The 22463-nt window shown below is 49.6% G+C and carries 21 protein-coding genes; 10 read left to right on the forward strand and 11 right to left on the reverse strand.

The window, feature by feature from the left end; all coding sequences use genetic code 11:
• The first annotated feature begins 50 nt into the window (after positions 1–50).
• Positions 51–1094: an anthranilate phosphoribosyltransferase gene (gene trpD / locus BUB27_RS12470; RefSeq protein ID WP_143184173.1), complete on the forward strand. Its 1044-nt coding sequence runs from the start codon at positions 51–53 to the stop codon at positions 1092–1094.
• Here trpD and BUB27_RS12475 read toward each other — a convergent pair.
• The 5 genes from BUB27_RS12475 to BUB27_RS12495 form a co-directional block, all read right to left on the reverse strand.
• A complete protein-coding gene (locus tag BUB27_RS12475; RefSeq protein ID WP_143184174.1) occupies positions 1091–1894 on the reverse strand; it encodes a hypothetical protein in 804 nt (267 codons plus the stop codon). The genes trpD and BUB27_RS12475 overlap by 4 nt on opposite strands.
• A complete protein-coding gene (locus BUB27_RS12480) occupies positions 1891–2622 on the reverse strand; it encodes a hypothetical protein (protein ID WP_143184175.1) in 732 nt (243 codons plus the stop codon). The genes BUB27_RS12475 and BUB27_RS12480 overlap by 4 nt, the downstream gene beginning before the upstream one ends.
• Positions 2623–2684: 62 nt before the next feature.
• Positions 2685–3635 (reverse strand): ABC transporter permease, encoded by a 951-nt coding sequence (locus tag BUB27_RS12485; RefSeq protein ID WP_143184176.1) that lies wholly within the window; start codon positions 3633–3635, stop codon positions 2685–2687.
• Positions 3636–3647: 12 nt separating this feature from the next.
• Positions 3648–4565, reverse strand: coding sequence for an ABC transporter permease (locus BUB27_RS12490; RefSeq protein ID WP_143184177.1), 918 nt, complete (start codon positions 4563–4565; stop codon positions 3648–3650).
• 12 nt (positions 4566–4577) lie between these two features.
• Positions 4578–6455, reverse strand: a complete 1878-nt coding sequence (locus BUB27_RS12495) for a peptide ABC transporter substrate-binding protein (RefSeq protein ID WP_143184178.1) — start codon at positions 6453–6455, stop codon at positions 4578–4580.
• Between the two features lie 109 nt (positions 6456–6564).
• Here BUB27_RS12495 and BUB27_RS12500 point away from each other — a divergent pair, with 109 nt between their 5' ends.
• The 8 genes from BUB27_RS12500 to BUB27_RS12535 all read left to right on the forward strand — a co-directional run bounded on the left by BUB27_RS12500 (position 6565) and on the right by BUB27_RS12535 (position 16759).
• On the forward strand, positions 6565–7959 hold the full coding sequence (locus BUB27_RS12500; RefSeq protein ID WP_234991747.1) for an ABC transporter permease: 1395 nt from the start codon (positions 6565–6567) through the stop codon (positions 7957–7959).
• 56 nt (positions 7960–8015) lie between these two features.
• Positions 8016–9605: an ABC transporter permease subunit gene (locus BUB27_RS12505; RefSeq protein WP_143184179.1), complete on the forward strand. Its 1590-nt coding sequence runs from the start codon at positions 8016–8018 to the stop codon at positions 9603–9605.
• A gap of 12 nt (positions 9606–9617) precedes the next feature.
• Complete coding sequence (locus BUB27_RS12510) at positions 9618–11744, forward strand: extracellular solute-binding protein (RefSeq protein ID WP_143184180.1); 2127 nt, start codon at positions 9618–9620, stop codon at positions 11742–11744.
• 18 nt (positions 11745–11762) lie between these two features.
• Positions 11763–12764 carry an ABC transporter ATP-binding protein gene (locus tag BUB27_RS12515; protein ID WP_143184181.1) on the forward strand — a complete coding sequence of 334 codons (1002 nt, stop codon included), beginning with the start codon at positions 11763–11765 and terminating at the stop codon, positions 12762–12764.
• 10 nt (positions 12765–12774) lie between these two features.
• Entirely contained in the window at positions 12775–13800 is a 1026-nt protein-coding gene (locus tag BUB27_RS12520) for an ABC transporter ATP-binding protein (protein WP_143184182.1), read from the forward strand.
• Positions 13801–13915: 115 nt separating this feature from the next.
• Positions 13916–14797, forward strand: a complete 882-nt coding sequence (locus BUB27_RS12525) for an HAD family hydrolase (protein WP_143184183.1) — start codon at positions 13916–13918, stop codon at positions 14795–14797.
• A gap of 97 nt (positions 14798–14894) precedes the next feature.
• Positions 14895–16304, forward strand: a complete 1410-nt coding sequence (mpl, locus tag BUB27_RS12530) for a UDP-N-acetylmuramate:L-alanyl-gamma-D-glutamyl-meso-diaminopimelate ligase (protein ID WP_143184184.1) — start codon at positions 14895–14897, stop codon at positions 16302–16304.
• On the forward strand, positions 16301–16759 hold the full coding sequence (locus tag BUB27_RS12535) for a hypothetical protein (protein ID WP_143184185.1): 459 nt from the start codon (positions 16301–16303) through the stop codon (positions 16757–16759). The genes mpl and BUB27_RS12535 overlap by 4 nt, the downstream gene beginning before the upstream one ends.
• Before the next feature lie 698 nt (positions 16760–17457).
• On the opposite strand, the gene BUB27_RS12540 is transcribed toward BUB27_RS12535, so the two are convergent.
• From BUB27_RS12540 to BUB27_RS12565, 6 genes are all read right to left on the reverse strand, one after another.
• Positions 17458–18384, reverse strand: coding sequence for a sugar phosphate isomerase/epimerase family protein (locus tag BUB27_RS12540; RefSeq protein ID WP_143184186.1), 927 nt, complete (start codon positions 18382–18384; stop codon positions 17458–17460).
• A gap of 51 nt (positions 18385–18435) precedes the next feature.
• Positions 18436–19101 (reverse strand): 16S rRNA (cytidine(1402)-2'-O)-methyltransferase, encoded by a 666-nt coding sequence (gene rsmI, locus BUB27_RS12545; protein ID WP_143184187.1) that lies wholly within the window; start codon positions 19099–19101, stop codon positions 18436–18438.
• 43 nt (positions 19102–19144) lie between these two features.
• A complete protein-coding gene (gene lptE / locus BUB27_RS12550) occupies positions 19145–19651 on the reverse strand; it encodes an LPS assembly lipoprotein LptE (protein ID WP_143184188.1) in 507 nt (168 codons plus the stop codon).
• 12 nt (positions 19652–19663) lie between these two features.
• Positions 19664–20611, reverse strand: coding sequence for an outer membrane protein assembly factor BamD (locus BUB27_RS12555; RefSeq protein ID WP_143184189.1), 948 nt, complete (start codon positions 20609–20611; stop codon positions 19664–19666).
• Between the two features lie 298 nt (positions 20612–20909).
• A complete protein-coding gene (locus BUB27_RS12560; protein WP_143184190.1) occupies positions 20910–21386 on the reverse strand; it encodes an XAC2610-related protein in 477 nt (158 codons plus the stop codon).
• 69 nt (positions 21387–21455) lie between these two features.
• A complete protein-coding gene (locus BUB27_RS12565; protein WP_143184191.1) occupies positions 21456–21809 on the reverse strand; it encodes a RidA family protein in 354 nt (117 codons plus the stop codon).
• Between BUB27_RS12565 and BUB27_RS12570 the strand changes: the two genes are divergently transcribed.
• On the forward strand, positions 21792–22331 hold the full coding sequence (locus tag BUB27_RS12570) for a hypothetical protein (RefSeq protein WP_143184192.1): 540 nt from the start codon (positions 21792–21794) through the stop codon (positions 22329–22331). The genes BUB27_RS12565 and BUB27_RS12570 overlap by 18 nt on opposite strands.
• Positions 22332–22463: the final 132 nt, after the last annotated feature.

Below are 22463 nucleotides of genomic sequence, written 5' to 3' on the forward strand. Positions count from 1 at the left end.
GTTTTTAGGGTTGGTGTGCCTCAGAAAAGGGGTGTTAGTATCCCCCCGTCATGGATGCAGTGATTACGCACGTCGAGAATGGTGAGGAGCTTTCTGCTCAGGAGATCAATGTTGTAGCTGAGTTCTTGCTGGATGAAACTGCCAGCTCGGAAAAGAAGGCTCGCTTCCTGAAGGCCTTTTCCCTGAAGGGGGAGACCGCTGCTGAGATTTCAGGTTTGGTGGAGTGCTTCCTGGACCGTGCGCTGGATCCGGGCGTGGCTGGCATGGAGCTGGATGGTCCGACCATCGATGTCTGCGGGACGGGTGGTGACAAACTGGATCTTTTCAATGTATCCACCACGAGCATGTTTGTGATCGCAGCCGGGGGGGCGACTGTCGTGAAGCACGGTAACCGCGGAATTACCTCGAAGAGTGGTGGTGCTGATGTGCTGGAGGCTCTGGGAATCAAGCTGGATATTCCTCCGGCGCAATTCCGTGATTGTTTAAGTAAGGCAGGTTTGGGCTTCCTCTTTGCTCCTATGTATCACCCTGCATTCAAGGCTGTCGGCCCAGTGCGCCAGGAGTTGGCTAAAGAAGGGGTAAGAACCGTTTTCAACTTGATTGGTCCATTGCTGAATCCTGCCAGACCTCAGTGCCAGCTGGTCGGGGTTTTCGATGAGAGCATGAATAGCATTTTTGCGGACATCCTGGGCAGACTTGGCCGCGATTCGGCTTGGGTCGTGAATGGTAAGACAGCCGATGGCTTGGCTGTGGACGAGATGAGTCTCATGGGGCCAACCCGCATCTGTAAGTCTGGTAATTTCCAGGACAGCGTGGATGAGGTCGTGACCCCAGAAGATCTAGGTCTCTCCCTTGCCAAGGTAGAAGATCTTCAGGGCGGTGATGCGACAGTCAATGCTAAGATCCTTGAGGAAATCCTGATGGCGAAAGACAAGGGCCCGAAGCGAGATATGGTAGTGCTCAATTCTGCTGCAGGTCTAGCCTGCGCAGGTCTCGCAGATGATCTGCTGAAAGGTATTGATCTCGCCAGAGAGTTGATCGACTCCGGCGAGGCTTTGAATCGTCTCAGATTGCTGCAAGACGCTGCCAGCTAGGGTAGGAGTGGGAGTAGTCGGTAGAAGACTTTGTCGGTTCCCGGAGGTGAATTGTCCGTGTAGCTGTCACTGCTGGTGGTCGGGACGAGTGGGGCGATATTACTCCAGGATGTCTCAGAAAAGGTCGTTGATCTCTGCACGTAGTAGTCGAGATTTGGCTGAAGGTTCAGAAACGAGAGCTGAATGTCTGACGGATTTCGGCTCAGTGCGGTGAGGACCGGATTCGCCGGTGCGAAATCCACATGCCAGGCCAGGGAGAAGGAGCTTTCTCCGCTGTTACTGGTGACTTGAAGGCTGTAGGTGGTATTGGGCTGGAGCCCCGTATTCCAGATGTGCTCTACATTGTCCTCGGAGCTGTCACTGGCTTGAATGAGACTGTCTCCAGAATCCAACAACTCTAGCCTGAGATTATCGAGTGATTGGTAGCTGTAGGTGATATTGGATACTTCTCTTTGCCAGATAAGCGCAGCGGAGAGCCTGATCTCACCTGCTGGATAATTTGGTGTCGTGAAAGTGTAGGTGCGAACCTGATTGTTCGGGTTGCCACTCGTGGTTACGGAGTTTCGCGCCCAACCTCGGTGTGAGACATTGCCAGTGGAAGATTCCGCTTCTTCGATGATGCGGTAGCTGTTGTAGATATTCAGCTCTCCTGCGCCGAAGGTGGAGTCCAGTGGTCTTGCCTCAGTCTGGGACCAGTTTGGAAATTCATCTTTGGTCGCGCCAGCGAGTAGACAGGCCTTGATCGTGTCCGGGTGGGAAGCGTCTGAATTGCCGGAAGAGAGAGCTTTATCTCGGATCAATTTCGCTGCACCAGCAGTGGCGCCTGTCGCGTTACTAGTCGATGTGAGTGGTCAGGTTTCTGCCGCCCTGTGCTGCCGGCATCATTCTCGAAGGTAGTATTGGTCAAGCCGTGGGAGTGGAGACCATCGGTACGACCTACGCTAATCGCGTTGTAGTTGCTGCCCCAAATGGGAGGGATGGCGGAATTGGCTCCATTGGCAACACCCACCACATTGACGACATCTGAATCGATACAGAAGAAGTCGAAACGGGCGAGCAGGGCTTTGATGGTTTCTACTGAGTTTGAACCTTGGTAGGAGATGTAGGCATGAGAGATGACATCCGCGTTCGTGCTGCCTACGACTGGAGACCCGATAAAGGTGCTTAGAAAATGATTGGCGTCTCGCACACCAATCGTTTCCGTGTCCGGGGAGAGGCTGTAGGTGTTGCCAAAGAAGAGAGCGCCGACAGAGGTGGCGTGTCCTGAAGTTCCCGAGCTCGTATTGGAAATATTGGTGATGGTCTTCCCTGAAAATCTGGAATCACCGACATTGGGCATGTAATCGCCGTTGCTATTCGGAGCTTCAATGAGTTCAACGGTTGTGGACGCCCCGGACGGTAGTGAGTTTCCGTAATACCCGTTGTAGCCAAGCAGATCAAAATAGCCGACATCCTCCCGCCATCCGGCGTGAGCCAAGCCGGCTGTCAGTGTAAAAGTGAGGATGAGGTAAGATGAACAGGGTTTCATGTATTGGCAATGAAGCCCTGTTCCACATTGAAATCAAGCGGGAAAAAAGCGCTTGAAAGTCATCAATCCTTAGAAGCCTTGGGATCCAAAGCATCTCGCAGTCCGTCCCCAAGGAAGTTCAAGGCGAGTAGGGTGAGGGAGAAAAATGCTGCTGGGAAGGTGAGTTGCCAGAAGTTTGCTTCCATGCGGTCGGCGCCTTCCTTAATAAGGATGCCCCATGATGAGTTTGGGGGTTTCACGCCAAGTCCAAGGAATGAAAGTACTGACTCAAGTAGCATGATGCCTGGGACGGCAAGAGTCGTGTAGACAATGATTGGGCCGATGACATTCGGGAGAATGTGTCTGAATAGGATACGAGACCTAGTCAGTCCGAGAGAGACAGCAGCTTCAACGAACTCTTGTTTTTTATATGACATGACTTGGGCGCGAACGATTCGGGCGATTGTCAGCCATCCGATGGCACCAATAGCCACAAAGAGAGGAATCAGTGTTGTAATCGGAGCGACGACCTCTCGCTCTAGTCCAGAAATTTCAATAATCCATTCAGTGAAATGGGAAGCAGGTTCGTCGACTACCATTGAGAACAAGATCACAAGTACCAGGAAAGGGAGTGCGAAAAGGATATCGACTGCTCGCATCATTAAATCGTCAACTTTGCCGCCAGCATAGCCGGAAATAGCACCATAGATAAGCCCGATGAAAACAGCTACTGCTGTGGCCACAAGTCCCACTAGAAGCGAGACTCGTCCACCGTAAAGGACACGAGAAAAGAGATCTCTACCCAGGTGGTCTGTGCCAAAGATGTGATCTACAGAAGGTCCTGCAGCCACGTTTTCCAGATTGATGGCGTTTGGTGGTTTTACAAAGGGGAAAAATGGAATGATGAAGCAAAGGATCAGCATGATCAGAATAACGACCAAGCTAATCATGGAGGCTTTATTTTTTTTCAACCTGATCCATGCGTCTTTCCAGAGCGAGGTGCCTTCTTCGATTTTTAAATTCTCGGAGCTCATTGAAATGGTAGGTTAGGCGTTACGGAGGCGTGGGTTGAGAGCGATTTGTGCGAGGTCCACCAGTAGGTTGGCGACCACGATGAGGAAACCGTAGAAGAGGACTAGACCTTGAATGAGGAAGTATTCGCGGTCATTTGCTGCATTGATGAAGTGTTGCCCCATGCCTGGTACTTGAAAGATGGTTTCGATAACAAAGGATCCAGAAATCATGGCTGCAAAGGCTGGGCCAAGGAATGAGACTGATGGTAAGAGGCCGCCGCGTAATGTATGCTTCCAGATAATGGTTTTTAGAGGTACGCCTTTAGCGTGTGCCGTGCGCACGTAGTCTTGGGATAGTACGTCTAGCATTCCTCCTCGAGCCAGGCGTGCAATGTAAGCTGCGTTTACCATTCCTAGTGTGATAGCTGGTAGAATCCAGTCAGTGGGAGAGTTCCAGCCAGCTACATTGAGGGACTTAAAGCCAAGGCCGCCAATGATGGCCAGAAGTGGTCCAATAACAAAGCTGGGGAGGCAGATGCCCAGCATGGCCAAGGTCAAAGAGCCATAGTCAATCCAGGTGTTTTTCTTAACGGCTGAAATGACCCCAATAGGGATGCCTACTAGAATGGCGATGCCGATCGATGCGATACCCAATGAGAGAGAGACTGGGAAAGACTGAGAGATGATGTCCATGACCGTGCGCTCACGCTTAATCATGACTCCCAGATCTTGTTTCAAAACAAGATTGGATAGGTATTTGCCATATTGAACAGGGACAGGTTTATCCAAGGCAAAACGTTCCATCATTTGTTTCTCAACGTGGGGGGGGAGAGCTCTTTCCTCTGTGAATGGGCTGCCAGGCATGAGGCGCACGAGTACAAAGGTGATGGTGAGTAGCACAAATAGAGTGACTATCCCCTGTACAAGTCTAGTTAATATGATCTTGAGCATGGTGTGGAAAAATTACTTGGCTGCTGGAATAAGTTCGATCTGCTTGTATGGATGGTTGTCCAGTAGAAGAGGTGTGTAGTTTTTCACCGCAGGGTGGATGAGATAGTTACGAGAGTACCAGGCGACAGGCATGATTGCATGGCTCTCCAGAAAAATACGTTCAGCTTCTTGAAGTTTAGTAAACCTGGCCTCTTCATCGGCGATCTTGCCAGCTTCTTTTAGTTTGCCTTCGAAGTTCGCATCAGCAAAGCCGGTATTGTTGTTCGCATTGCCTTCCGTCCACATCTCCAGGAAAGTGAGAGGGTCAAGGTAGTCTCCAATCCAGCCACCACCAGCGATGTCGTAGTCGCCTTCATGCATGGCTGTTAAGTAAGCGGCCCACTCTTTATTTTCGATTTCAACGTTGATGTTCAAGTTCTCTAGGAAAGATGCTTGGACGGCTTCAGCCATAGTACGTGCAGTTTCTCTTGAGGCGATGAGTATTTTGATTCTAGGGAAGCCTTCTCCATTTGGATAGCCCGCGTCGGCCAACAATTTCCTAGCTTTTTCGATGTCGTAGTCGATTACATGTGGTGGGTCATAGCCTTCCATCGGAGGTGTTATGGCATAGGCTGGCTTGTAGCCACGGAGAATCTTTTCACTAATTGTGTTTTTGTCGATACAGAGGGATAAAGCTTCTCTGACTCGAACGTCATCCAGAGGTTTACGTTTTGTGTTACAACGGTAGAAGATACAGCCTACGTAGATGTCTTGTCTGAGTAATTCTGGCTGCTTGACCTTGATCTCATCAATGACTTCTGAGGGGAGTCCGCTGGTGATGTGGACTTGCTCGTCCATAAACATGCGAGCTTCAGTGTAGAGATTATTGATGGGAAGGAAACGGACTCCATCGAGCTTTACATTCTCCGCGTCCCAGTAGTGTGGGTTGCGCTCGGTGTCCACGGAGTGGTTCATTCTCCATGATTTCAGTTGGAAGGGGCCATTGCTCACCATGTTTTCTGGCGATGTCCATTCTGTGAAGTAGGCGCTCATGTCGCCCTTGCCCAAGTCCATTATGAGATGCTTGGGAACGGGGTACCAAGTGAAATGCTTGGTTAGCTGGGGTAGGAAAGTTGTGGGGCCTCGTAGCTCTAGTTTTAGAGTGTATTCATCAAGGGCTGTTACGCCGACATGGGCTTTGTCCCAGAGGTCAACACCCTCCGCTTGTCTGTATTCAATCAGGCGATCTAGAATTAAGTTCTGAGTCTCTGTGCTGATAGTGTCGGGCCATGGGAAACTGGCCAGATTAGCTTTAATAGATTCTAGGTCTTTCAGTTCGAGGTTGTCTAGGCCAGTCTTTGCGTATTGATTCTCTGCATCCTCTGAGGGTTGGAAGGCGATCTCTTTGAGGGTGTCCCACTTGACTGGGAAATTCGGATCTTGGCCGCAAAGGATGAAGCCGAGCTCAGATCGATTGTATTGTTTGGCATTCTTGAGGAAGTACAGCATCTCGACGAATGGGGAAGCCGTCTCTGGACGGAGCATGCGATGGTAGGCAAATACAAAATCTTCGGAAGTTACAGGGGTTCCATCGGACCATTTTGCATTCTTGCGTAGATTGAAAGTCCAGACAGACTTGTCCTCATTGTGAGTCCAGCTCTCAGCTGCACCGGGAAGCTGAGATTTGTCGTGTACTGGGTCATCCTGGACGAGGCCTTCAAACAACGCTCTGAGTATTTTACTTTCGGTGACTCCGGAAACACGGTGTGGATCCAAACCTTTAGGTTCGTTTCCGTTACCCATGATGAGGATGTCTTCTCTGTTAGCTGTAGTGATTTGAGTCTCCTTTTGGCAGCTCGAGAGCAGAGAAAACGCCAGTCCTGTGGCTAAAATGGATGTGAGAAATCGCATTGCGTGTGCAACTTGGATGATTGTTGGACGCGATGCAGCCTTTTTCTTTGGGAATTTTTAAAGAAAGCGGTTCTTGATTTCGTAGAAACTGTGTCATAAAAGCCAGCACATGGCTCGCCACTGTGCTTGGTGGACCTTATTTTTTTATATGAAAGCCTATTTCATAAGACGATTTTTGTTGGTGATTCCTACGTTGCTGGGAATCACATTAATGGTATTCACCGTATCGAGATTCGCTCCTGGAGGACCCTATGAGCAGGCATTACAGGCCGCCGCCGCTGGTGCCAGTGAAGGTGGTGGAAAAAGTTCAGGTGATGGGAAGAGTGATACCCTCTCCGAAGACCAGAAGGAAAGTCTCGAAGAGCAGTTCGGTCTAGATAAGCCTTTGCTCATTGGCTATCTCCAGTGGTTGGGACTGAAGCCCAAAGAGGATTTAATCTCCAAAAAGGAATATGGTGGGGAGTCTATCGATGATGAAGTAGACACTAATAGTGAAGTTCGTTTTGTTCTGAAGGGGAGTGATCGCTTGGTGTCCGCAAAGATTATAAGACAGGACGGCTCTGCTGAACTGGAAAGTTTCAAATATCTTGATGGCGATGGCGGTGACCCCGCTTCCGATGGATGGGAAATCCGCATCGAGAGTCCGCAGGATCGTAAGGAGAGATGGTCTCGACGTGAGAAAAGGCCAGCCAATGAGTGTCCTAAAGTCTATGATTTCAGAGCTGTAGCTTATCAGAACAGATTCTCAGGGGTGCTGCAGGGGGATTTTGGCGAATCTAATGTTTATGGAGAGCCTGTTTGGGATCTTATCCTACAGCGTATTCCCATTGCTTTGTACTTTGGTATATTATCTACAATCATTATTTATGGTACCTGTATTCCTCTGGGTATTTTTAAGGCGATCAACCATCGTTCGATCTTTGATAACCTGAGTTCGGTCTTGATTTTCATCGGTTATGCGATTCCCGGGTATGCCCTAGGTGCTGTACTTGTTGTTTTCCTAGGTGCTCGTATGGGATGGTTTCCAATCTTCGGTCTAGTGAGTGAGAATTTTTCGGAGTTGAGTGTATGGGATCAGATAAAAGATCTCGCTCATCATACAGTGCTACCTCTGGTTTGTTATGTAATTAGTGGTTTTGCTTTCCTGACGATGATGATGAAAAACAACCTGATGGACAATCTCTCAGCGGATTATGTTCGTACTGCGATGTCTAAAGGTGTGACTTTCCGCAAGGCTGTGATTGGTCACGCTTTCAGGAATTCTTTTATTCCTATTGCGACAGGTCTTGGGCATTTGGTCTCTCTTTTTGTAGGTGGTAGCATGTTGATCGAGAATGTTTTCGATATTCAGGGATTTGGTTTGCTCCAATTTCAAGCAGTGTCAGCCAATGACACTGAGGTGATCATGGGAACGCTCACAATCAGTGCATTCCTCATGTTGATAGGTAACATTCTCTCTGACTTCATTGTTGCTCTAGTCGATCCTCGTATCAAATTCAACTAACCAGCTCCGCGCTGGACGAATTACGTCATTATACTTCTCTCAACGAACTTTCAATCATGCGCAAAATAGCTTGGTTTCTGATAATTATCTCTGTCCTGTCGGCCATTGCTGAGCCGTTAGGCTTGAAGCTGCCCACCGTTAGTTGGGCTTTTAATACATGCTATAATACCGACTTTCTGATGGCCACTTTTGGCGAAGGAGAGTCTGCCTATAAGTTCGCATGGTTCGGTTATTTAGTCAGCTTGGTGGGGATAGCTGTTGCAGTGTTCCTCTTGATAGAATTTCCTAAAGGTAAGGAGCTGTTACCGACAACAAAGCGCCGTATACAGCGCTTTAAAGACAATACACGCGGAATGGTGTCTCTGGTAATCATTGCAGTGATGGTCTTCTTGGCTAGCTTGGACCAACTAGTTGTAGGGAAGAAGGCTCTCTATGTTAGTTATCAGGGGCAGACCTATTGCCCGGCTTTCATGAGAACTGTGCTCTATGGTAAAGATCTGGGAGTGACTGGCGATATGGCAGGTGCTGAGGTAAATTATCGTAAGCTTAAGAAGCGTTTTGAAGAAGAGGGCAGCGGCACAGTCATCATGCCTCTAATTCCCTACGACCCAACTCAGGATACCGCGAAGGTGCCTGCTAAAAAGCTAAAGACCAATGAGGGTAAGCTTTTGGACGAGAAGGGCAATCCTCTGGATGGACGTGCGGCAACTCTCTATGACGACGACTCCGAGAGGCAGAAGCTGATCTACGAATACCGTGAAGGTGTGCGTCAGGGACGTGTGGAAGGCCGCGACGAAAAAGGGGGGCGAATCTATGAGGCATACTATGATAAAGGTGAACTCGTAGAAGGGTCTCAGCGATTCAGCGGGGAAGGGATGACTATGGAGGAATATCTGTCTTCTGGAGACAATACGCTCTACAAAGTGTTCTTCCATGCAGCACCGCCTATGCCGAGCAGTGGCCATTTGCTCGGGACAACAGGGAAGGGCAGTGATCTGGCGGCCTATCTTTATGGCGGTTTGCAGGTGAACATCCGGGCTGCTCTCATTTACATACCGGCAATTTACTTAATCGGGATCACCTTTGGCCTATTGATGGGCTTTTTTGGCGGTTGGTTTGATCTGATCTTTCAGCGTATCATTGAGATTTTCTCTACGATACCGTTTCTATTCGTTGTGATCATTTTCAGTAGTTTGGTTCCCTCAAATAACCGTGGACTGATGATGATTTTGCTAATCTTGGTAGCCTTTGGCTGGATGAGTATGACTTATCTAATGCGTACTGCGGCTCTGAGAGAGAAGGCTCGTGACTACGTGGCTGCAGCGCGCGTTTCTGGAGCATCAACAAACAGGATTATTTTCAGCCATATTCTCCCTAACACCGTAGCTATTCTGGTGACACTAGTTCCTTTCAGTGTGTCTGGCATTATTATGTCTCTGACGGCGCTCGATTATCTAGGCTTTGGTTTGCCACCGGAGTACGCGACTTGGGGTACACTGCTCAAAGAGGGGTTGAATAGCTTTTCCAAACCTTGGTTGGTGACATCTGCGTTTACGGTCTTGGTTTCAACGCTTATCCTTGTGACTTTCGTGGGCGAAGCGGTGCGGGATGCCTTTGATCCTAAGAAATTTACAACCTATAAGTAGTCGAATAGATTTATGAAGTTTTTTCTCGCTATCACACTCTTCGCATCACTGGTCCTCATGTCTACCTCTTGTAAGAAAGAGGTAGTCGTAGTTGAGCGCGAGTCTCGTTTTGAGCCTTTTGTGAAGAAATACAACCGTCACATCAGTGAGTGGCTGAAAGAAAAGCACAAAGCAGCTAAGGAGACTGAGGCAGAGATTCGTGAGAAAATTGCGAAGGCTGAGACTCCCAAGCAGAAGGCTAAGTTGGAAAAGGAATTAGCCAATCACATGCGTGAAGTTGAGAAATACGAATATCGTATCTCTCTTGGCGATTATTTTTCCTTCAAGACTCCAGGTGATCTGCCAGAAGGTCTGGTATGGGAAAATGGGATGGATAACCCTGTTATCGGTGATCCAGCTGCCAAGAAGGGCGGAACTTTTAATACATGGATTTTGGATTACCCTCCGTCCTTAAGAGCCTTTGGTCCTAATTCTAATAATAGCTTCCGAAGTGAGCTATACGACAATATTGAGATCGGTCTGGTAGGTATGCATCCAATTACAGGTGGCTTTATTCCCGGTGTGGCTAAGGAATGGGCTCTAGGTGAGGATGGAAAGACTGTATTCTTTAAGTTGGATCCTGATGCAACTTACACTGATGGTGTACAGGTTAAGGCTAAGGATTTCATGTTCTACCTCTATGTAAGGCTGTCTGATGATGTTTCTGCTCCTTTCCAGAAGCAGTATTTCAAAGAGCAGTTTGCAAATATTACGGTTTATGACGAGAGCACTTTGTCTATCAGTTTGCCTGAACCAAAGCCATTGTTACCCTTTTTTGTAAATATCACTCCTGCTCCTCCACATTTCTACAGTGAATATGGTCCAGACTTTGCTGAGAGGTACAATTGGCGCGTGCAACCTACGACGGGTGCTTATACTGTTGACCCTAAGGATATAAAGAAAGGTCGCAGTATTAGTCTTACCCGCGTGAAGGATTGGTGGGCTAAGGACAAGAAGTTCTACAAGTACTCTTATAACGTGGACAAAATTTTCTATTTGAAAATTGCGGAGCCATCCAAAGCATTTGAATTATTCCGTTTGGGTAAGCTTGATAGTTATAGTCTAGGTGACCCTAACTACTGGTATGATCGCATGGAAATCCCTGAGTACTTCAATGGTTATATTGAAAAAGTGCAGTTCTACAACGTCTACCCTAGGCCTCCATGGGGCTTTCATCTCAATGTAGCGGAGAAGCCTTTGGACGATAAGAATATTCGTATTGGTCTCTCTCATGCTTTGAACTTCGATAAAGTGAACACTATCATTTATCGTGGTGATTCTGAGCGTCTCAAGCAGTTTAGTGAGGGGTTCCAGGAATTTACGGATCCTAGTATCGAGCCGCGTGAGTACTCAGTAGTGAAGGCAGAGGAAGCCTTCTCTAAGGCAGGGTATACTAAGCGTGATAGTGAAGGTTTCTTGGTGAATGATCAGGGGCAAAGACTTCAGGTTGAGATGTCTTGGTCCACGCAACCATTACGAAATCAAATGATGGCCTTGCTGAAGGAAGATGCGCGGAAGGCTGGTGTGAATCTTCTACTAGATGCCCAGCAGCCTACTGTCAGCTACCGCAAAGTGATGGAGAAGCGCCATAAGGCAGTTTATACAGCTTGGGCGGTCACACCTCCTTTTCCTCGTTACTTCCAGTTCTTCCATTCGGAGAACGCATTTGATGAAAAAGGTAACAAGGTGCAGCAGACGAATAATCTGATGATGTACAGTGATCCTGAGATGGACCGCTTGTGTGAGGCCGTTCGCTTCGCTAAGACCAAAGATGAACTAAAAGATGCAGCATGGAAAGTGCAGAACATTGTTCATGATGAAGCACTATTCATCCCCGCATTGAAGAATAGTTATTCAAGACTAGCACATTGGAGGTGGATGAAGTGGCCTGACACAAAATATTATGAGTTCTGCTCACCGATTACAGCTATTCCCAGTGAAAGCTATTTATATTGGATTGATGAAGAGCTGAAGGAAGAGACTCTCAGAGCCAAGAAGGATGGAGTCAAACTTCCTGAAAAGAATAACCTCTTCGATCTCTATCGAGATGGCATTCCATCAGTTGAGATATTGGAGCAGCGTGAAGTCAAAAAGAACTAAGTCTAGGAGGAAGATAAAGTGGGAAAATTAGAGAACATTTTAGAGGTCAAAGATCTAGTTACCGAGTTCAAAACCGATGGTGGATGGCTTAGGGCTGTTGACGGCGTTAGTTTTAATGTACCCAAAGGAAAGACCATCGGGATTGTCGGGGAGTCAGGTTGTGGTAAGTCCGTGACTTCTATGTCCATCGTGGATCTGCTTCCTAAACCGATGGGGCACGTACGTGGTGGTGAAATCTTTTTTAAAGGACGCGACATCCGGAAAGTGCCACATCAGGAATTCTACAAGATACGTGGTGGGCAGATTGGAGTGATTTTCCAAGAGCCGATGACAGCTCTTAATCCGGTTCACAAGATCGGACGTCAGCTCATGGAAGTATTACTTCTGCACCGTAAGCTTTCCAAGCAGGAGGCACGTGAGCGAGCGATTGAGATCTTGGACAAGGTTGGTATACCTGCGCCAGAGCGTCGTGTGGATGAATATCCGCACCAGCTTTCTGGTGGTATGCGTCAGCGTGTGGTGATTGCCATGGCTTTGGCATGTAAGCCAGATCTCATTATTGCCGATGAGCCGACAACGGCTCTGGATGTGACCGTCCAGGCGGAGATTTTGGATCTGATCAATTCCCTGCAAAAAGAAATGGGAATGTCTGTTATCATGATTACCCACGACCTAGGTGTTATTGCTGAGACCTGTGATGAGGTGGTGGTGATGTATGCCGGACGCGTTGTAGAACGTGGACCAGTTAGGGAAATTTTTAAGGATCCAACACACGATTACACACGTTCACTCCTAAAGTCTATTCCATCACTAGATGCTAAGCAGAAATCGGTTCTGGCTACGATTCCTGGTACTGTGGCTTCAATCAATAATTTCGTGGAAGGGTGTCGCTTCTGTCAGCGCATGGAACGTAATGAGCTGGACCAACAAAACAAGCGCCCGGCGTTTATTCAGCTTTCCAATGATCACTGGGTAGAAGACTGCCCAGTATGTAATGCTCAACACCAAACAGTCTCCTAACATTACGGCCATGTCTAATCTTCTCGAAGTGAACGATCTTAAAATGCACTTTCCCGTGAAAGGGGGTGTGTTTTCACGCCAGGTTGCCGCAGTGAAAGCTGTAGACGGGGTGTCTTTTCATGTGAAGCCAGGGGAAACACTTGGCTTAGTCGGTGAGTCTGGTTGTGGTAAGTCGACTCTTGGCAAATGCTTAGTGCGACTATACCAACCAACTGCTGGTAAGATTCAGTTTAGAGGCCAAGATATCAGCAATCTAAATCAGGGTAGTCTCAGACCTTTGCGCCGTGATTTTCAGATGATGTTCCAAGATCCTGCTGATTCTCTAAACTCCCGTTTTTCGGTCCGCCAGATTGTTCGTGAACCTTTAGATATCCAAAAAATTGGAGATAGAGCTTCTCGTGATGCCAAGGTTGACGAATTGCTTGAGAAAGTTGGTTTGCCGAAGTCTGCTGCTGATCGTTTCCCTGCAGAATTTTCAGGTGGTCAGCGTCAGCGTATCGGTGTTGCACGTGCCATCGCATTGAATCCAGATCTATTAGTCCTGGATGAGCCGGTGTCTGCGTTGGATGTATCTGTTCAATCCCAGGTTCTCAACTTGCTGGTGGAGCTTCAGAAGGAGATGAACATGGCTTATATCTTCATTGCCCACGATTTGGCGGTGGTGAAGCACATCTCAGATAGAGTGGCGGTCATGTACCTTGGCAAGATTGTCGAGCTGGCTGACTCTGAAACGATTTACCGCAATCCTCGCCACGGCTATACCAAGGCATTGCTCTCGGCGATTCCTCATGCGGATCCGGATCATCATGGTCAGCGCATCCGTCTGGAGGGCGATGTGCCGTCTCCGATCGATCCACCTAAGGGGAGTGCCTTTGGTCACCGTATCGGTCATCCGCGCTATGAAGAGACCATCGGCCTGGACATGGGGCTGGTCGAAATAGAGCCGGGCCACTTTGTCTCCGCTGACCCGTGTAGCCTTACCGAGGAGGACTGGGCGAAAGCCAAGGGGCTGATGAAGGCTCCGACTGCAGTCTAATTCATTCTAAGATTTGATCTTGCCCTGCAGGCTGAGTACGGCTTGTAGGGCAAACTTGTTTTCTGGTTTTAGTTGCCTGATGGCCGGCTAACTGATTTGTTATTGAGCAATCATTATGGCTATACCTCAAAGTACGATTGCGCTTGTTTACGACTATGACCAGACCTTGAGTCCGCGCTACATGCAGGACGAGGTGCTCTTCCCGGAATTCGGGATCAACCCGGCTTCCTTTTGGGAGAAGTGTAATAATTTGGTCAGGGAGATGAGCTGGGACGGTGAGCTGGCCTACCTGAAGTGCATGCTGGATTATCTAGCGATGGATGGAGTTTCCAATGAGAAGCTCAAGCAGCTGGGCGCGAACCTTAGCTTCTTCCCGGGACTTCCAGACATGTTCGAGGAGATCGAAGATGCCTGCCTGAATGCAGCCCACAAGGCAGCAGGGGTAAAGATCGAGCACTACATTGTTTCGTCTGGTCTCAAGGCTCTCGTGGATGGATCCAGTCTGGCGAAGTATTTCAAGAAGGTCTATGGCTGTGAGTTTGGTGAGGATGAGAACGGCGTGATCAGCTTTCCGAAGCGGGCAATCTCCCACACGACCAAGACGCAGTATCTGTTCCGCATAAACAAAGGGCTTCTGGAGTATGGTCAGGATGTGAATGACCACATGCCCTCAGAGCTACGCCCGATTCCTTTTGAGAATATGGTCTATGTGGGGGATGGACCTACAGATGTGCCCTGTTTCACGGTGATGAAGAAAAACGGAGGTCATGCCATCGCTGTTTACAACCCTGAAGATGAATCCCGCAGTAGCTTCAAGAAGTGCTTCCAGCTCAGTGCCAGCGCGGATCGCGTGAAGCACATTGCTCCTGCTGACTACAGGAAGGGGAGCCATCTGCGATTGATTCTGGAGCAATTGGTTACTGATATGGCGGACCGTATCCTCCTCCACAGGCAGGAGGAGAAGGACAGCAAGACGATCTCGGCGCCGACATTCTGAGTGGTTCACAGTGAGAGATTCGTGATCAGTAGGCAGGATGTGACGTTTTGGTGTTGCTTTGCCGCCTGAAGCTGCGTGTCATGGGGCATCCGAGACGATGAGCGAGAAGAAGAATTTTCATTTTGTGGGAGTTTGTGGCACGGCCATGGGCTCAGTGGCGGCTGCGATGAAGGCGAAGGGGTACCGTGTCACAGGTTCTGACCAGAACGTGTACCCGCCCATGTCTACTTTTCTTGAGCAGCAGGGGGTGGAGATTTCTTCCGGATTCAAGGCAGAGCATCTGCCTGAGGATGCCGACGTCATCGTGATCGGCAATGCCATCAGTCGAGGAAATGAAGAGGCAGAGGCCGCGCTGGATCGCAAATTGCTTTACGTTTCCTTACCTGAGGTGCTGAAGGAGCACTTCCTCCGCGGTAAGCGCAATTTTGTAGTCAGTGGCACCCATGGGAAGACTACCACGACCTCCATTCTTACTTGGATTTTTGAATCGGCCGGAAAGAATCCCAGCCACATGATTGGTGGTATTCCACGTAATATGGGGCAGGGCGCGCGCTTCACGGATTCCGATTTTGTGGTGCTGGAAGGTGATGAGTACGATACGGCCTTCTTCGACAAACGTTCCAAGTTCCTGCACTACCTGCCGGAAGTCGTGGTGGTGAACAACATCGAGTTCGATCATGCGGATATTTACAACTCACTTGATGAGATCAAGCTGACTTTCCGCCGACTGCTGAACATCGTCCCACGCAATGGCATGGCTTTTGTCAATGGAGACTGTCCGAATAGTCTCGATGTTGCTCAGGGGGCTCCCGCTCCAATGACGACCGTTGGTCTAGCTGATAGCTGTGATATCCAAATCAAGGATGTCGCCTACGAGGGAGTGACCAGTAGCTTCACTCTTGAGGGCGAACGTTACTCGATTCCAATGTCTGGTGAGTTTAATGTGAGAAATGCAGCCATGGCTGTATGCTCGGCACTCTTTGCTGGTCTGACTCCGGATGAGGTTCGTGTAGGCTTGCTTGGCTTTGAGGGTATCGCCCGTAGGCAGGAACTTCGTGGCGAAGCGCGCGGGGTTAAGGTGGTCGATGACTTTGCGCACCACCCAACAGCGATCCAGCAGGCAGCGGATGCCATCAGGCAGAAATACGATCCCAAGCGTCTCTGGGTGATTTTCGAACCGCGCTCTAACACAACCAGGAGAAATGTTTTCCAGAATGAGCTGGCAGATGCCCTGTCTCGCGCTGATCTGGCGATTGTGGCTGCAGTGCCCAATCCTGAGAAGGTGGCAGAGAGTGACCGACTCAGTCCAGAGAAGCTGATTGCAGATATTGAGGCTCAGGGGACCCACGGGTGGTTCCTTCACACCGTGGATGAGATTGTTGCCAAAGTCACCGAACTAGCAGAGGAAGGTGATGTCGTGGCAGTACTCAGCAATGGTGGTTTCGGTGGCGTGCACGACAAATTGTTGGCATCCTTGGAAGCCTCTGCTAAGCAGGGTGCACTATGATGAAATCATTTTTTGCTGCCTGTGCAGCAGTGTCGCTATTCTCAATGGTCTCTGCTGCCGAAGTGCAGACCAAGGAGGGCAAGTGTGTGCTCCAAGAGAGCAATGGCTTCGACAAGGACAAGGTGGTCCAAGTGGAAGTGGGTAAGGTGGTGAAGGGAACCTGTAAGTTCTATCTTTCCGATTTCTTCGGTAAAAAGATCATCAATGCCAATATAGACATTAAGAACACCGCTGATAAGCCGATGCACTGCCATTACTACGTGGCGTTTTTCAGTGAGTCAGGTGAGCTCATCGGTTGCGCCGGACAGGGGAGTTTCAGTAAAGAGGGACTAGCCGCTGGTGAAAAAACGATGCTAGGTTCTTGCCTGATTCCCGTGCCAGAGGGCTTTCACGAAAAAGCGGTCAGCTACAAGATCACCTTCTACGAAGACGAGAAGCAGATAGGGAAGAAGTAGAGTGTATTCTCAGCTTGGCTAAGCTGCTACTGTGAGATTTATCGAGACTTGATCTTTATTTGATAGTCTCAGTAAACTGCGTGATAAGTTCTATAGAGTATGGGGGCTGACAGATACATCTATTGGGTCAAAAATTCCCACGTAAGCCGGATGATGGACAATTATTCTCCCGAAGTTGGGTGGGTGAGTAATGTGAGTAAATTAGCAGATGAAGGGGTATATGGTGGTAAGATTCTAACCGAAACTAAGGTCTGGTATGGTTGTGTGTTGAATCTACTGAATAATATCCATCCTACATCATCGAATGAATCGGTCAGGAATCTAACTGAGATATTTGAGATTATTCAGCATTGCCCGACAAAGAACAATCTAGATGGAGTTGAGCTATTTCTAGATTGGGAAGTTTATAATGAGGATTGGGATATCTATAATTATGCCTTAGATCTTGAGAGAAGTAGGCATCTTCAAATGCTGGCTAAATCAATATTGGTATCGGATGTCATTTCCTGTTTCTCTCGGGAAAATTTTAGCTACTTACAGAGATGTGAGCGCGATATTCACAATTTGGTGCATGCTTTGTATTGGAAGCCGCATGACGCGCATGTAGTTTTCTGCGTATGTTGGTAATTTTAAGCTCAGGTTACCACTTCTTCTTGATTGGTAAGCTATGAGCATTTCCTGAGATCATGGAATGATAGTTACAAAGTCTCAGGAAAAGCAGCTTTCCAGACTTCAAGGGCCTGCTTGATTTCTTCCTTGTCGCGGGATGGGCTGAGTTCCCAGGTGTGCGGGAGTGAGGGGTCTACGTGCTGGAGGAGAGATTTAAAATCCAGTTCTCCGGTGAGTGGGACGCGGTGATCGCGTTTCGGTGGGTAGACGTCGTGCACGTGGCAGCCGATCAGGTAGGGCTCCATAGTTGCCAGCCATTCCTTGTGGTCTAGCAGATGGATGTTGTGCTTCAGTTGGACGTGTCCGAAATCATGCCAATAGCCAACCCAAGGATTGTCCTTGAAGTGCTCTTGGAGAGCGATCATCTCAGTCTCTGTGGGCATGTCCTCGTAGCGGGAGCGAGACTCGACAGCGAGTCTAACACCCAGTTCAGCAGCTTTCTCGGCGATTTGCTCGAGTGCCTCGATGGCTCGGCTGTAGTAGAGTTTACCTTTCTTGGCACGTCTCTTGATGAACTTGGCTTTGAGTCTTTCGTACTTCTTTGTCTCGTCTTGCTCCTCCTCGACCATGGCGGTGAGCTTCTTGGTCCAGCGGGCAGGATTCATGGGGACGGATCCCATGTGGAGCACCATGTAGTCGGCCTCGAACTGGGCGGCTACATCGAGAGTCTTGAGTGTGAGTTCCATCGCCCGTTTGCGATCGTAGGGGCGGTGGGAGGTATACTCGTAGGCGTCAGGCGCATCGATCATGACCTCCACGGGGGAAGGGAAGTAGTTGTGCACGCCACAGCAGTTAAACTTGCCTGCCTTGAAGGCGCTCTGCAGGCCGGGTAGCTTGGTGATCATCATGCCGTGCGAGAGCTCGATGTTGGTGAAGCCCATTTCGACAATTTCATCGATCATTTCCTCGCCACAGGTGTGGCGGGAGTTGTTCCAGCATGTAGAGAAAGATAACACTTCGGGTGATTAAGAATGGTAGCGCCGAGGATGCAAGCTAGAAGCGCAGGTTTAGCTGGACGGAGCGATGAGAAAGACGATCTCCCCCTTGGCTTTGTGGTGGCTGAAGTGCTCGAAAAGCTCCTGGGCGCTGCCGCGGTGATACGTCTCGAATTTCTTGGTGAGCTCTCTGGCCACACAGACACGCTGGTCTGGTTTTTCTTTGGCCAGAATCTCCAGAGTGGAGAGGATACGGTGAGGAGACTCGAAAAAGAGAGAGGTATGCTCCGCTTCGCAGGCCGCTAAGAGAGCCTTGCCGCGTTTGCCCTTCTTCACCGGGAGGAATCCTCCAAAGTAGAAGGCGTGTACAGGAAAACCTGAGCCGACAAGTGCCGTAAGGACGGCTGACGGACCCGGAAGGACGGTGTATTCGACTTCGTGTTCGATGCAGGCAGTGAGCAGGCGGTAGCCTGGGTCAGATACGGCAGGCATGCCAGCATCTGTGATCACCGCGATCTTGGCCCCTTCTTTGGCTTTCTCTATTAGCTCAGGTACTTTCTTAGCCTCATTGTGATCGTGCAGGGCCACGACAGGTTTAGCGACACCGTAATGCTCTAGCAGCGGACGTGAATGACGGGTGTCCTCACAAGTGATCAGGTCTGCCTCTAGCAGGGTATCGATAGCTCGGCGGGTGATGTCGTCACGGTTGCCGATGGGTGTGGGTACGAAAGTGACCATAGTCGTTTGTAGTCAGCGGATTTCAGGGGTGGAGCGAAATGCGCTAGAAGCCGTTAGCCAGACGGGAGGCCATTTTTTCCGTAGCGTTTTTGACTGCATCCGGAAGTGAGTTTTCTCTGGAGAGCTGCAAGTTAGCATCTACGAAGAACTTGGTCTCCCCGTGGTCGCGACCTGAGGCCAAGACCTTGCCCTCAGGTGACTTGAGCTGCCAGTCGATGTAAATGGTCATCTCCAGTTCCTCAGGTTTGAGGGTGTCGAGACGTTGTGAGCGGAACTCATCGTAATCGAGTTTGGAAATGGTGGCGTAGAGAGTGGCATCAGAGCTACCATTGGAGCCGATACGATAGGAACCATCCCTGGTGATGGCGTCGATGCATGAGTTGGTAGCGAGCACCGCGAGGCGTTGTTCCTGAGTATCATTCTTAAACAGGGGTACGCTAATGGTACGTACTTCCTGCAGGTGAGCCGGTTTGCTGTTACCTAGGCGATAGCCGGCACATGAGCTGAAGGTCAGTAGAATGGCCAGAGAGGCAAGAATTCTCAGGATCATGACTCTGCTAGTTTATTGGGAAACCTCGGCGAGGCGTTGTTTCGCAAGCTTGTTGAGCTCGGTGCCAGACTTTGTCTTCTTGATGACTTCACGGTAGTAGAAGGCAGCGGATGCGTACTGCTTTTTACCACGGTAAAATTCAGCAATGTCATAGCTGCGTTGTAAATCCTGGGAGCCAAGTTGCGCCAGCTTGCTCTTGGCTGCCTTGGCTTGCTTGGAGCCAGGGTAGAGCTGGCGAAGGTCAATGAAGACGCTGCGCGCTTGATCCAGGTTGGCCTGGTTCTGGTTGCCCTCATCCGCTTCATTCATCAACATGGTGCCAGCACGGAAAAGAGCTTCAGGAGCAAGGCTGCTCTTGGGGTAGCGCAACTGGACTTCCTGATAAGCTTTGATGGCTTTTTCCTCGTTGCCTCTTCGCTGCCAGAGATCGCCGATAGCAAATTGGGCTTTCGGTGCTGAGGCGCCATAAGGGGCGTTGTCCCTTACTTTGATCAGCATCTCTTCAGCGGTCGTGGCTGCTACACTGGATTTGAGTCCAAGGAAATTGTGTTTGAGTTCACCTGTGGCTGCGGAATGAGCGACTGCTTCTTGTTTGGCCAAGGCATCACTGTAGTGGCGAGTGCCATGGTAGGAGGTGATGAAATCTTGAAAGGCTTTGAACGATTTAACGAGGTCGCCAGTCTGATAGAGCAGGTCTGCCTGACGGTAGCGAGCTTCGGCGGCCTCTTTGGCGAGTGGGTATTGGTTTGCCAAGGACTCGTAGTGCTTGATGGCTTTGGTAGTTTTACCAGCTTGTTCATAAGCATAGCCTTCGGCATAGAGTTCAGCAGACGTACCAGCGTGCGCGGCGCTAACGGTGCCGTCGGCGAGTCTGATTTCTTCTGGTGAGTTACCGCAGGAAGAGATGAGACACACGGCGGCAGCAGAGGAGAGGAGGGTGAAAGCTCTTGCTTGGTTCATGCTGAAAAACTAGCGGTACTCTCCAGAATTGCCAATGCAAAATTCGGCCTTCTGCTATGCATGAGGCTTAGGTCCCACAAGCAAGTGGGTTCGATGTATCATGCCTCTCTTTCAGGCGTACTCTGGATTGGCTTTCTTTCCCTCCATTGCAAACCAGTCTGCTAGCTCATATAGAGCTGAAACTCATGTGCATAAGTAGGTGTGCAAGCTGTGGGTAATTAGTGAATAAGCTGACAATAACTCTGTGAATAAGCTGAGTATAAACTGTGAACAGCCATCACAGTACCAGCTAGCAGAGTTACTTATTATTCCAGGGGTCTTGCACGAACTCTATGCTGCGGATGAGGGGAACGCCGTCTTGTAGGACTGCTTTGGTGAGAATGTAGATGGATCTGCCGCCGATGTTGACGGCTTCCTGCCGCTCGGAGTGAGAGAATTTGAACTGTGTGCCATTCCAGCCGTAGACTGTAGCGGAGAAGATGGCACTTCCGTGGCCGCCGGACCAGAAGCAACGCACTTGTTTTTTCTTCGCATAGGGTAAAGGATTGACCGAGAAAGTAAGTACCTGGTCTTTGTGGTACTCATTGGTGTCAGGGTCAAAGATGTAGACGTCGTAGCGGTCTGCCTTGCCGTTTTCCATGACCTTGACGCGGTAGTCCAAGTGGCCGTCGAAGTTGAAGTCGTACTCTTCCTTCTGTACTTGTTTCTGCGGCTGGGCGTAGCAGAGCGTGGTGGAGACTACGAGTAGGGTGGGGATTTTTCTTAATAGACTCATACCCAAGGGTACGTGGAAAAACGGGAATTGGTATCAGGCTATTATTTGATAGGTGGATAAGCGGCAGGATTAAGCGATCTCGGCTGCAATCACAGAGACCTCTACCAAGAGTTCCGGGCGGGCCATGCGGGCTTCCACGCAGGCGCGGGCAGGAGCGTGACCCTCAGGTACCCAAGCGTCCCAGACCTCGTTCATGGCGGCGAAGTCTTTCATGTCTCGCAAGTAGACCGTGGCGCTGAGCATGTTCTGGCGGTCTGAGCCAGCCTGGAGCAGGAGGGCATCCACTTTGTCCAGCATGGTCTGGGTTTGTTCGCGGATGTCTTTGCTGGCGTCTGCGCAGACTTGGCCACAGAGATAGATGGTGCCGTTGTGTTTGACGATGCGGCTCATGCGTTGCTTGGTTTCTTGACGTTCGATAGGCATGTCGGGGTGGTAAGGGAAATCGGCAGGCAGTTCAATAATCGCTTTGCCGCATCGCGAAATGACTTGAATGCTGGTGAGGAGTCTGCGGGAAATGCAGCTATGGCAGATGCTTTATGGATGCGGCTGAGAGAAGTGCGCTGGGGGGATTATGAAGTTTCCACCGGCAAGGCGGAGCGTCTGGACAAATTGCTCCAGGATCTGGCATCCCGTAAAGAGGCCAGGGCCATGCGTGCCAGCCAAGATGTCTGGCGCCTGCTATGTAGTGGCGGCATCCGCTCAGCTGCTGTTCCCGTGATACCCTTTCTCGTGGAGATTATCGATGTGTCTGGGGACAATGTTCGCTGTGAAATCCTGGATATTCTAAAAAGCTGTGCCTTGGGAGTGGACAAGCTAGAGTCTGCGCTGGGAGAGCAGCTGAGAGAGGCTCTTATCACAGCAAGAAATGATCTCTTCTGGCTTCGCCGCAAGGCGAAGGGGGATGTTGCTATTGCTGTGGAGAGTTTCTATGATGCGGCTGTTTGATCAGTAGATCAGTTGTGTTGCTCTCATAGAGGGTGCTCGTGGTAACTCCTCGCTGTATGGGTAATACAATCAACAATGACTCTTAAAGCAGGGGTGATCTGTTGTGTTAGTGTTTCTTGTGTAATAAGATGA

This window comes from Rubritalea squalenifaciens DSM 18772, from assembly GCF_900141815.1.
GTDB lineage: Bacteria > Verrucomicrobiota > Verrucomicrobiia > Verrucomicrobiales > Akkermansiaceae > Rubritalea > Rubritalea squalenifaciens.